This window comes from Eggerthella sp. BIOML-A4 (assembly GCF_009875575.1).
Taxonomy (GTDB): Bacteria; Actinomycetota; Coriobacteriia; order Coriobacteriales; family Eggerthellaceae; genus Eggerthella; species Eggerthella lenta.
In genome coordinates this window covers 13,713-24,779 of record NZ_WWRX01000006.1, presented here as the reverse complement: position 1 = coordinate 24,779, position 11,067 = coordinate 13,713, and the positions used below count along the sequence as shown (strand labels likewise).

9 protein-coding genes and 1 other RNA gene are annotated in these 11,067 nt (G+C 64.1%); all 10 read right to left on the bottom strand.

Annotated elements, in window-relative coordinates; genetic code table 11:
- Nucleotides 1-20: 20 nt before the first annotated feature.
- The 10 genes from GT613_RS06815 to ffs all read right to left on the bottom strand — a co-directional run bounded on the left by GT613_RS06815 (nt 21) and on the right by ffs (nt 10,990).
- The gene (locus GT613_RS06815; protein WP_009305158.1) at nt 21-650 is read right to left on the bottom strand and encodes a 4Fe-4S dicluster domain-containing protein; all 630 of its coding nucleotides are present in this window, start codon (nt 648-650) and stop codon (nt 21-23) included.
- Nucleotides 651-715: 65 nt separating this feature from the next.
- Entirely contained in the window at nt 716-1,531 is an 816-nt protein-coding gene (locus GT613_RS06810) for a DmsC/YnfH family molybdoenzyme membrane anchor subunit (protein WP_009609485.1), read from the bottom strand.
- Between the two features lie 2 nt (nt 1,532-1,533).
- A complete protein-coding gene (locus tag GT613_RS06805; protein WP_009305160.1) occupies nt 1,534-2,115 on the bottom strand; it encodes a 4Fe-4S dicluster domain-containing protein in 582 nt (193 codons plus the stop codon).
- Entirely contained in the window at nt 2,115-4,847 is a 2,733-nt protein-coding gene (locus GT613_RS06800) for a molybdopterin-dependent oxidoreductase (protein ID WP_009609481.1), read from the bottom strand. Before GT613_RS06800 ends, GT613_RS06805 begins: the two co-directional genes overlap by 1 nt.
- A 224-nt stretch (nt 4,848-5,071) precedes the next feature.
- The gene (locus tag GT613_RS06795; protein ID WP_009305162.1) at nt 5,072-6,592 is read right to left on the bottom strand and encodes a response regulator transcription factor; all 1,521 of its coding nucleotides are present in this window, start codon (nt 6,590-6,592) and stop codon (nt 5,072-5,074) included.
- Between the two features lie 145 nt (nt 6,593-6,737).
- Entirely contained in the window at nt 6,738-7,334 is a 597-nt protein-coding gene (recR, locus tag GT613_RS06790) for a recombination mediator RecR (protein WP_009609491.1), read from the bottom strand.
- A 24-nt stretch (nt 7,335-7,358) separates the two neighbouring features.
- The gene (locus GT613_RS06785) at nt 7,359-7,700 is read right to left on the bottom strand and encodes a YbaB/EbfC family nucleoid-associated protein (RefSeq protein ID WP_009305164.1); all 342 of its coding nucleotides are present in this window, start codon (nt 7,698-7,700) and stop codon (nt 7,359-7,361) included.
- Nucleotides 7,701-7,766: 66 nt separating this feature from the next.
- Complete coding sequence (dnaX, locus tag GT613_RS06780; protein WP_114516669.1) at nt 7,767-9,998, bottom strand: DNA polymerase III subunit gamma/tau; 2,232 nt, start codon at nt 9,996-9,998, stop codon at nt 7,767-7,769.
- A gap of 20 nt (nt 9,999-10,018) precedes the next feature.
- Nucleotides 10,019-10,858: a VTT domain-containing protein gene (locus GT613_RS06775; RefSeq protein ID WP_114516668.1), complete on the bottom strand. Its 840-nt coding sequence runs from the start codon at nt 10,856-10,858 to the stop codon at nt 10,019-10,021.
- A 36-nt stretch (nt 10,859-10,894) separates the two neighbouring features.
- Nucleotides 10,895-10,990, bottom strand: an RNA gene (gene ffs, locus GT613_RS06770) — signal recognition particle sRNA small type.
- Between the last annotated feature and the right edge of the window lie 77 nt (nt 10,991-11,067).

The window sequence follows — 11,067 nt, the reverse complement described above, 5'->3', positions numbered from 1 at the left end:
GCGCCGCTTCCCTTCCCGTTTCATACGATCATCTCGCTCTCGCCCTCAACCGTCGTCCTCCCCAAACGCTCGTAGCGCTCGGGCGCCACCACGACAACGCCCCGCCGAGACCCGCCCGCGAACGAACGGTACACGAGCGCGGGGCACACGTTCTCGCACACGCCGCAACCGTTGCACTTCGCTGCATCGATCACCGGATGCCCGACATCGTCCAACGCGATCGCCTCGTACGGGCACGCCTTCTCGCATTCGACGCATCCTTCGAAGTACGCGATGCAGCGGTCCTTCTGCACCACCGCCACGCCCAGCTTGTCGCGCTGGGGATCGAACGACCCCAACGCCCCGGTCGGGCAGGCCGTCTGGCACTTTCCGCAGAAATCGCAGTACCCTTTGTGGAAGTCGAGCACGGGGGTGCGAGCTTGCAGCAGCCCATCCTCCACATGCGCTACCCCCACCACGTTCGTCGGGCATGCCGAGCGACAGCGGTCGCACTTCACGCATGCAGCCACCAACGCGCCTTCGTCCTGGCCGCCCGGCGGTCGCAGCAGCCCGCCCTCGCCCGCGAAGGCGATCGCCGAGGCGCCCACGCCCGCGAGCGCGGCCGTGGCGGCGGTGAATCCCAGAAAGGCTCGCCTTGTGTAGTCAGCCATACTCTCGCCTTGCTTTCATCCTCGAACCCGGGCGCCGCGCGATACGGCGCTCGGGGGATCTCCGGTTACAACGCGAACCCGAAGTAGTTCGCCACTGCCGTGCCTACCAGCCACATCACCGCGCGAACGGCGACGGAGCCCACCAGGGCGCCCGCCAGCGCCACCACGCCCAACGAAAGCGCGCCGCCGGATTTACGCGCGACCAGCACGCCGCAAACCGCCGGCGCCGCAGAACCGCACAGCACCACGGCCACCCAGAAGAGCGCGGCCTGATCGCCGAAGGCGGTACCGCTGACAAGGCCGAACGCCACCGTCAACACCAGCGACAGCGCACCGCCCGCCGCCGCGTACACGCCGGCTTTCTTCACGTCGCCCTCGTCAACCTTGAGCGCCGCACACAGCACCAGGTACAACGCCGCACCTGTCGCCAGCGCCGTTCCCAAGTAGGCCAACGGAAGCGCGACGGTGTTCCAGACCGGGCGCGACGTCATCATGTACGACACGCCGCAGGCGAACGCGAACGCCACGGCCAGCACGATACCCGTCGCGGCGAGCGCCTTGCGGGCTCCGGATGATGCCTCGCGCTTCACCAGCAGCGCGTATACCGCGATGCAAACCGCCAGCAGGCCCAGCAGCAAAGCTTCCAGGAAGATGCCCGCCGTAGGATGAGCCAGCACCGCCATCATGCGATCGACGTGCGACAGGTGCGTAGCCGACGCGATGCCGCCCACCACCAGCAGCGCCACCGCCACCGCGCATGCCGGCAAGCGCACCTTCGACGCCGCGCCTCCGCGAAATTCATCGAGGGCCGTGCAGGCGAACAGTCCGGCACCGCATCCCGACAGCACCGTGAACAGAACCAAAGACCACTGGATCGTCATGGCTACTCACCTTCCTTCCAAGCGGCGCGTTTCGGCGACAGAATGTAGTGCGTCGCCGGATGGTTCCCCACATCTTGCAGGGTGTGGATGCTGGCGGGATCGGCCGCGGCAAGAGCCTTCGACGCATCGGACGAGGGGTCGTCGATATCGCCGTAGAACCGGGCGCCGGCCGAGCACGTGCGCACGCACATGGGAAGCTCGCCGTTCTTGGACAAATGCGCGCACAGCGTGCACTTCTCCACCACACTCTCGGCCGCGTTCCATGAACGCACGCCGTACGGGCAGGCCATCATGCAGTATTTGCAGCCGATGCACTTCTCCTTGTCCACCAGCACCATGCCGTCGGCGTCGCGATAGCTGGCCCCGGTGGGACACACGTTCACGCAGGGCGCATCCTGGCACTGCTGGCACATGGTGGGCAGGAAATACATCTCCAAATCGGGATATTCGCCGAAAGGCCCGCGTTCCACCACCTTGTTCCAGTACTCGCCCAATGCGATATTGTTCTCGTTCTTGCAGGCGATCTCGCAGCCGTGGCAGCCGATGCAGCGGTCGAGATCGACGACGATAGCGTAATGAGCCATTATTTGAACACCACCTCAGTGGATTCGCTGAATTCAGGCATCCACGGTTCGAAATCGGTCGGGTTGATCCATGCGCCTTCAGGCGCGCCTTCGGGAGCCGGGTACACCTTCACCGTGAAGCCGCGCAGCGTGTACGTGCCGTGCTCGGGGCTGTAACGCCCGTCGGTCTTGGTGAGGATGTTCACGTTCATCTCAGTCCAGGCCTTGCTCGGCGTGTCGGTGTCCAGGTACTCGGGATTCCAGAAGCGTTCCATGTGCACGGCGTCTTTTGCGATGCCCGCTGTCACATGCGCCTTCCCGCGCACCTTGCCGCGACGGCTTTCCACCCACACCCACTGCTCGTCCTCCACGCCGTACTTCTCGGCGGTCTCGGGATGGATGCTGACCAGCGGCACCGGATACAGCTCGCGCAGATACGGAATGTTGCGCAACGTGCCGTGATGGTAGTGCGGAATGCGTCCCTGGGTCAGCATGATGGGATATTCCGTATCGGTGAGGTTCGTCTCCTCGGGCTCCAGATAGTAGATCAAAGGATCGTAATCTTCGTCGGCCGGCGGCATGACGTAGGATTTGCCCTCGGCGCTCGCCCACGGCTCGCCCGTGCGGCCTAGCATGAGCGTGCCTTCCGAATACGGCTCGACCTTCTTGGACGGCGTGTTCCAGCCCTTCTCCTTGCCCGTCTTCGGATCGATGGTCTTGTAGGTGTAATACGTCAGGTAGTCTTCCTTGGAGATCCACTCGTACGTGCCCATCTCGGCCAGTTCGTCCCAGCTCATAGGCAGCGAGCCCATATGGAAGTCCATCATTTCCTGCTGGCCGCGCCAGTACACCAGATCGGTGCCCAGCGTTGCCAGGTATTCCTTGTCGAAGGCCTTCTGAGCGAACGGATTGCCCAGCTCGGCGCAACGATGCGCGATCTCCGACCAGATGACGCCCTCGTTCACCGTTTCGTACAAGTGCACCACCGGCTGGCGGATGATGATCTTGTTCGCGTGGGCGATGGTGAAATAGCTCTCCAGCCACTCCTGCGTGGGCAGAACGTAATCGGCCGCTTCGATGGTGAAGGCCGTGGGGTACATGTACAGATGGCAGATCATCTCCATCTTGTCGATGATCTCGGACAGCTGCCCCGCGTTGCCGATCATCGCATGCTTGTTGCCAGAGCGCTCCATCCAGTTGCGCGGCTGGTACGGCTCGCCTGTGGTGATGGCCTTGAACACCGTGGGGATGTGCGCATGCGACCAGATGCCCAGGCCCTTGTGCTCGCGATACCCTAGGCGCTTCTCCAGCATATCGCCTGTGACCAGCGTGTTCATAGTGCCGAGATCCACCTTGTTCGGCGGGTCGGGGAAACGCTGCAGCAGCGCGCCCGGCTTCTCCACGTTGCCCAGCAAGAACTCCAGGATGCAGGCGCCTTCCGTACCCTGGGCCGACTGAGGGCTCATGTCGGTGGCCACGCCCAGAACCAGGCCGGACGGCGCGTTCTCCGCGTAGATGCGGATGGCCTTCTCCACCTGGTCCTTCTCAAGGCAGCATACCTCGCAGCCCTTTTCGAGCGTCCATTCGTCCACGCGCTCCTGCAGCAGCGTGAACGCCGTGGGGTATTCGACGCCGTCGATCTCGTACGTGCCGAAGAACGCGGGGTCCAGCGCTTCGTCGTACGGCCATGGCAGCGCCTTCGCGGAGTTCGTCTTCTGATCCCACACCACGAACGTCTTTTCCGCATCTTCCGCATCGGCTTCGCCCAGGCCCACTTCGTAGGCGCGCAGCATCTTCTTCGTATCGGTGTCGATGAGGTACGGCAGGTTCGTCCAACGCTTGCAGAAATCTTCGTCGTACAGCTTGTTCTCGATGATGTAGCGGATCCACGTCATCATAAGCGCCACGTCGGTTCCGGGACGAATGGGCAGCCACACGTCGGCCATAGCCGCATCGGGCGTGAAGCGAGGGTCCACCACTACCATGTTGAGCCCCTGCTCGCGTGCGCGCAGCTCGGCAATGGCGCGCCCCGAACCGCTGGGCGCGTGGTAGCTGGTGCAGGTGCCCCACATGACCAGCGTCTGGATAGGATTGTCCTCCGGGAAGTACAGCGACGAACAGCCGCCGTACTTGGAATCGGCCATCGACGTGGTGCCCGACTTGCTGCCGCCGTACATGAGCGAGAACGTGGCCATGCGCGGCAGGAAGCACTGCGCGCAGCCCGGCTCGAAGATGTTCGGCGATCCCAACGCCTGCGTGAAGCGACACGGCGAGCTGAAGTGCGGGTTCCCGCCGCCGCCCGTAGAGGTCACCAGCGACTCGCCGCCGTACTTGAAGAAGTCCTGCGTGAGCTTCTGCGCGATCTCCTCGATAGCCTGATCCCAGCTGATGCGCTCGAAGCTGTTCGTGCCGCGCTCCCCCACGCGCTTCATGGGGTACTTGTTGCGACAGGGGTTGTACAGCGCTTGGATGCCCGAAAGGCCCTTCGCGCACAGGCCTCCGCGGCTGATGGGGCTTTCCGGATTGCCTTCGAGCCGAATGACGCGTCCGTCGCGCACCGTCGCGATGACGGCGCAGCTGCAGATGCACGCTTGGCACGAGGTGTAGACCTTCTTTGTTTGGGAGGTCGTCTCGTCGGCATGCGCTTCGCGGAACGTCGCGCCGTCGACCGCCGTCGCGCCGAATGCGGCAAGCGCTCCGGTGGCGGCTGCGGCTTTCACGAACCCGCGCCTCGACATGTTGAGCTGACTCATACACATCGCCTTTCTCTCTCGTCTCCTTACGGCCGCAGGGGTAGAACGTTCCTGCGACCTTCACGAGAGAGATTGTGCGCGCGACGAAGGCGCTCGCCTATCGCCTGGAAGGGCTAAACCGGCTGACTGCAGGAGTAAACTGTCTTTTCATCAGGAGAAACAACCCTTAGACAAAGCAATGGCCGCAGAGGCGGCCATCGAGGGGAGGCGAGATCGTTAACGGCTCAGCGCATCACATGCTCGGTGGCGTCGATGAACTCCTGACGCGTGTGCACGCCCGTCTTGGCGTAGATGCTGCGGATATGCGCCTTCGCAGTGTTGTCGGAGATGACCAGCGCCTCGCCGATGGACTTCGCATCGCGGCCGCGCAGCATAAGCTCGAACACTTCGCGCTCGCGTGCAGTGAGGTTGTGATCGGCCGCGAACCCATCGGCATCGACCCCGGACCCCATCTCGGCGATCACCTCCTCGGAAAACATGTCGCGAGAGTCGTCTGCGACGACGGCATCGCGAACGACATCGAGCCCGTCCGATACCGACGATTTCGGGGCCACCGCTTCGACCGCCAGCCATCCCGCGCTGGTGATCTTGCGCACATCGCTTTCCCTGAAAATCAGCATGGATGCTGCCACCAGCAAAAACGCCAACACCAAGCCGACGATGAACGACTCAGAGCCATCCATCTCGGCAAGCGGGTAACCCTGCCCCACGACGAGCCCTGCCAACGAACCGAGCGCGAAAACCGAGCGTCCGTACCCGAACACCTGAATCGAACTCCAATAATCGCTGCGAGCCAAATACGTCAGCAAGCACCACATGAACAGAGAGAACAAGCAGTACACCAGCACGATCACCGCCGCAGCGGCCATATTGCCCGCATCCGACGAGAACACCACCACCACGGCCAGCACGAGCATGAGCACGAGCGGGTAATACGCCACGCCGAAATCGAACGATTTGAGCAAGCTGCTCACCAGCACCAACACGAAGCTGACCAAAATGACCAGCGACACGCCTATCGTGCCGCTCGCTAACGACGCCTCGGCATCTTGCAGGGCGAAAGCGCCCTTCGACAGGTTCGCCATGAACGTGAGCAGGAACACCACTACGAGGAAGCGCGCGAACGCGAAGACGCTTGCACGACGCGTGGCCGCATCGATGTCGGCCGCGCGGCGACGCACAAGTCCGCGCGTCGCGTCCGCGTCGGACTCGAACAGCGTCATCAACGCGGCGGCCAACGGCAATAGCGCCGCCACCAACAGCGCGATCTGCGGCACAGTGCCCACCACGAAGAAGAAGACGAGCCCGGAGGCCAACTCGGACAGCGCCGTGTTCGTCACGGCCACCACCGGACGCGTCGCCGCGTAGATCTGACCGGCGCGTACGGCAATGAACGCGGTGCCGACGCCCGTTAGGAGCGCTCCCGACACGAACAGCAGGTTGGCTCCGTCAAAGAACAGAAACGCGCCCGCATATTCCATCAACATGCCGACCGACGAGATTACGCCCGCAAGGCACATAACGCCCTTGCGCGCCAAAACGAGAGAAGCCTTTTCATGGAACAACGCCAACAGAGCCGCGACCAGCGCGAATGCAACGGTCGACCAAGCATACATGGAGAACGAGCACGATGCGGACCCTGTCCCGTTCGCTACGTAGCTCCAGATCGGCGCCGTATACACCACGAGGATCCACGAACGCCAGAAACAGTACGTCAGGTATTTCGCCGCCGGCCAAGCCCTCATACGTCCCCCTCGCCCCTTCGGCACCCGACATCACCCGTCAATGCCGTCGCCATACGTCCCATAGTACTTCATACGCTCGCTTCGATACGTTCGCGGCAAGATTAAACTCGCAAGCGAGAGGAGTAAACTCCCCTGCCCGCCTCCCCTACAGCGGCCGTCTGGCTTCGATAGCGCGGCCGAGGGTAACCTCATCGGCGAACTCGAGGTCGCCGCCGACGGGCAGGCCGCTGGCGGGACGGGTGACGGCGATGCCGAGCGGCTTGATGAGTCGGGCGAGGTAGGTCGCCGTGGTCTCCCCCTCAACGTTGGGGTTCGTGGCCAGCACCACTTCGCGCACCTCGTCGGATGCGAGGCGCTTCATAAGCTGGGCGATGCGCAGCTCGTCGGGGCCGATGCCCTCCATCGGGGAAAGGGCGCCGCCCAGCACATGGTACACGCCGTTGTACACCGCGGTGCGCTCGATGGGCGGGATGTCGCGCGGCTCGCTGACCACGCAGATGATGCCTGCGTCGCGCTTGGACGACTGGCAGATCTCGCACAGGTCGTCCTCGGCGTAGTTGAAGCAGCGCGAGCAGAAGCGCACCGTTTCCTTCACCTCGGCGATGGCATCCGACAAGCGCAGCGCCGTAGCCTTATCGGCGTTGAGGATCCAGTACGCGATACGCTGCGCCGACTTCGGCCCCACGCCCGGCAAGCGCTCAAGCTCGTCGAGCAGTTTCTGAATGGACGGCGCAGCGTACATGATCGCGATTCTCTCCGAACCTGGTTACATGAGGCCCGGGATGTTCAAGCCGCCGGTCGCGGCGTTCAACCGCTGGGAGCTGATCTCGGACACGCCGCGCAGCGCCTCGTTCACCGCGGCGGCCACCATGTCCTGCAGCATCTCGACGTCCTCGGGATCCACGGCCTCGGGGTCGATGACGATGCTGTCCACGGTCATGTCGCCGTTCGCAACCACCTTCACCATGCCGCCGCCGGCGGTGGCCTCGAACGTCATGTCCTTGATCTCCTCTTGGGCGCGCGCAAGCTCGGCCTGCATCTTCTGCGCCTGCTTCATCATGGCGCCCATGTTACCGCCGCCGCCGGGAAAACCGCCTCGTTTCGACATCGTCGTCTCCTATCTGTCATGGTCGTTTCGAACAAGCCGCATACGTGCGGCGAACTAGCTGTCGCGCTATTCTCTCACTTCTTCGACGCGCACGCCATCGCCGAAACCGGCGGCCAGAATGGCCTGCAGCTCTTCGGGCGATTGCCGCACCGCAGGCTCGGGCGTCGCCGACGTGCGAGCATCCACCGGAGTCGGAGCCGGAGCCGCGGGAGCCGGGGCGGCAGCAGGCGTCGGCGCCGAAGCTGGATTCGGAGCAGGCGCGGGCGTCGGCGCGGACGAGACGTAACCGTCATCGTACGGAACCACCTCGTCCTCGTACGGAGGTATGTCGTAGTCCGGCACGGGCATCGGGCGCGGCGCGGGAGCAGAAACCGCCGGAGCCGCCTGCTGAGGCTGCTGCGGGCGCTGGGCCGGAGCAGGCGTCGGACGCGGCGTCGGCGACGGCGCGGAAGCCGACGTCGGCGCAGGACGCGCGGCCGGAGCCGCCGCCGTGGCAACCGCGCCGCCCTGCGCATACGCGAAGTGCAACGACTCGCCGCACGCCTGGTTGAGCGCGACCGACACCGCTTCCTGCACGTCGGGCTTCTGCACCGCCTTGAAGGCGAACGAGTTCTCGGCCGGGAACTCGATGATCAACGTGTCCTTGCCCGCGTCGTACACCGCTTTTGTGTTGAGGAACAGCACGCCGTAAGCAGCCTTGTTCTTCTTGAGCGTCGCCAGCACCGCCTGCCACACGCGCTGCAAGGCGGCCGGATTCTGCAGGCTGGCCTTGAGCTGGTCGGAGGGGGCCGCGGCGGACGGAGCCTGAGATTGCATCACGGGCGATGCGGGTCGAGGAGCCGAAACGCCCTCCGCCCCTTGCGGCGGGACGCCGCCCGCCTCGCGCGACGGCGCCGCAACCTGCGGAGCAGCGACGGGTTGCACCGACGCGGCAGGCACCGCCCCAGCGCGTTCGGCCGACGATGCGCGATCGGGACCAGGAGCGGAAGCGGGAGCCGCGGAAGGCTGGGAGGCGGGCATCGGAGCCCCCTGGGTCGCAGGGGATGCAGGCGGAGAAGCCGGCACGGGCGCAACCGAAACCTGGGAAGCCGAAGCCGCCGCAACCTGAGGGGCGGCAACCGCGGCAGCCCCTCCCCCGATCACGTGCGCAACCGCGGAGTGCCCGCTCTCCAGCGCCTCGATGCGCTCGGCAAGAGCCTCCAGCGTCAAGTCGGAATCGGGCCGCACCATGCGCGTGAGCGCGATCTCGAACGACAGACGCGGGTTCGTCGACGTCTTCAACTCGGCCGACAGGTCGCCCAGCACGCCCAGCAGGCGCGCCAGGCGGTCAGGGCCGAACAGCGGCAGCTCGCTCGCAAGCTCGCGCCGCACGGTTTCGCTCACCTCGAGCGCCACGTCGGCGCCCGCCAGCGACAGCACGTACATGTTGCGCATATGCTCGGCCAAATCGCGCACGAACTGCGCCAGATCCGCACCCGTTTCCACGTACTCCGCCGTCCAGCGGAAGCACGAGGCCACGTCGCGCGTACCGATTGCGCGCACGATCTCGGCCAGGTCGTTCGTGTCGATGGAGCCCAATAGCCTCTCGGCCACCTCCATCGTCACCTTGCCCTCGCCGAACGCGATCAGCTGCTCGAGCGACGTCAGCGCGTTGCGCATGCCGCCTTCGGCGCGATGGGCGATCAGATCGAGCGCCTCGCCCTCGAACTCCACGTCCTCGGACACGCAAATGGCACCCAGGCGCGACACGATGGACTCGGCCGAGATGCGGCGGAAGTCGAACCGCTGGCAACGCGAATGGATGGTCTCGGGCACCTTCTGCGGATCGGTGGTGGCCAGGATGAACACCACGTGGCTCGGCGGCTCCTCGAGCGTCTTCAACAGCGCGTTGAACGCCGCCGTCGAAAGCATGTGAACCTCGTCGATGATATAGATCTTATAGCGCCCGCGCGTAGGAGCGAACTGGACGCGACCGATGATCTCCTCGCGCACGTTCTCCACACCCGTACGCGACGCGGCGTCCAGCTCGTAGACGTCCGGATGTTCGCCGTTCGCAATCATCACGCAGTCATCGCACGTGCCGTCAGGCTCGGAGGTAGGGCCGCATTCGCACAGCAAGGCTTTCGCCAGCAGACGAGCCGTGGTGGTCTTGCCGGTGCCGCGCGGACCCGTGAACAGGTAGGCGTGGCTCACCTTGTCCTGTTCGATCGCGTTTTTGATCGTGCGCTCTATATGCTCCTGACCGACAACGTCTTCGAAGATCTGCGGCCGGTATTTACGGTAAAGTGCCTCTGCCATCGCGTACGCCCTCTTCCCTGCTACTCCGTTTCGGACTCCGCCTTCGCATGAGCGCCGTGCGGCATCTCCTGAACCGCCTTCGCGACAGGGGCCGCATGCTTGCCGGAGAGCCCTTCTTCGACTGCCGCATGAGCGCCGCGCAGCTCGAGCTCCTCGACCAATTCGGCATCGATCTCGGCTTGGGCCTGCGTGCGTCCGTCAGCCGTCTTCTTCTTGCGCGAGCTCATAGCGGCCTTGACGGCGCCGATGATAGCCGGAGCCACCGACACGGCGACAATGCCCAGCACGATGACCTCGAAGTGATCCTGCACGAGCGGAATACCGCCGAAGAAGTATCCCACCAAAACGAACAGGCTGACCCAGGCTATGCCGCCGATGCAGTTGAACAGCGTGAACTTGCCGAAGTTCATATGGCCGGTACCCGCAATGAACGGGGCGAACGTGCGGAAGAACGGCATGAAGCGCGTGATGACGATGGTGAGCCCGCCGTATTTGGCAAAGAAATGGTCGAGCTTGCTCATGCGTTCAGGCGTGAGCGCTTTCACTTTGCCGGAATCGATGATGCGCACGCCGAAGAACCGCGCGATCCAGTAATTCGACGTGTTGCCCAAGATAGCGGCAACGTAGAACACGATGAGCGTAGCCCAGACGTTCAACCCTCCACCGTCGGCAGAGAACACGCCTGCCGCGAACAACAGCGAATCGCCCGGCAAAAACGGGAAGAACACAAGACCCGTCTCCACGAACACGATGAGAAACAGCGGCGAGTACACCCACAGCGGCCCCAGCGCGATGATCCAGCCCGCGATAGCCCCCCGCGGATCCGAGAGCAGGTTGACGAAGAAATTGATGATGTCCATGTCGTCCTCGCGGTCACAGCCCGATACAAAAAAGTATCTCGAATAGGCAGGGGCGCTCGCCAGCGGTCCCTTATGGCTGCTTCCTCCCGGACCTGACCAGGTTCGGAACATGGCGCCGCCCCGGCCCATTCGAGATACTCAAAACAACAACCGTTCCAGTATAAAGGAAGCGCAAAATCCGGTCGAACCCCAACCCTCTGAAGCAACCA

Bases quoted from the DNA above. Each gene is read 5' to 3' on its own strand.
- GT613_RS06815 (WP_009305158.1), bottom strand. From the start codon at position 650: ATGGCTGACTACACAAGGCGAGCCTTTCTGGGATTCACCGCCGCCACG.
- GT613_RS06810 (WP_009609485.1), bottom strand. From the start codon at position 1,531: ATGACGATCCAGTGGTCTTTGGTTCTGTTCACGGTGCTGTCGGGATGC.
- GT613_RS06805 (WP_009305160.1), bottom strand. From the start codon at position 2,115: ATGGCTCATTACGCTATCGTCGTCGATCTCGACCGCTGCATCGGCTGC.
- GT613_RS06800 (WP_009609481.1), bottom strand. From the start codon at position 4,847: ATGAGTCAGCTCAACATGTCGAGGCGCGGGTTCGTGAAAGCCGCAGCC.
- GT613_RS06795 (WP_009305162.1), bottom strand. From the start codon at position 6,592: ATGAGGGCTTGGCCGGCGGCGAAATACCTGACGTACTGTTTCTGGCGT.
- recR (WP_009609491.1), bottom strand. From the start codon at position 7,334: ATGTACGCTGCGCCGTCCATTCAGAAACTGCTCGACGAGCTTGAGCGC.
- GT613_RS06785 (WP_009305164.1), bottom strand. From the start codon at position 7,700: ATGTCGAAACGAGGCGGTTTTCCCGGCGGCGGCGGTAACATGGGCGCC.
- dnaX (WP_114516669.1), bottom strand. From the start codon at position 9,998: ATGGCAGAGGCACTTTACCGTAAATACCGGCCGCAGATCTTCGAAGAC.
- GT613_RS06775 (WP_114516668.1), bottom strand. From the start codon at position 10,858: ATGGACATCATCAATTTCTTCGTCAACCTGCTCTCGGATCCGCGGGGG.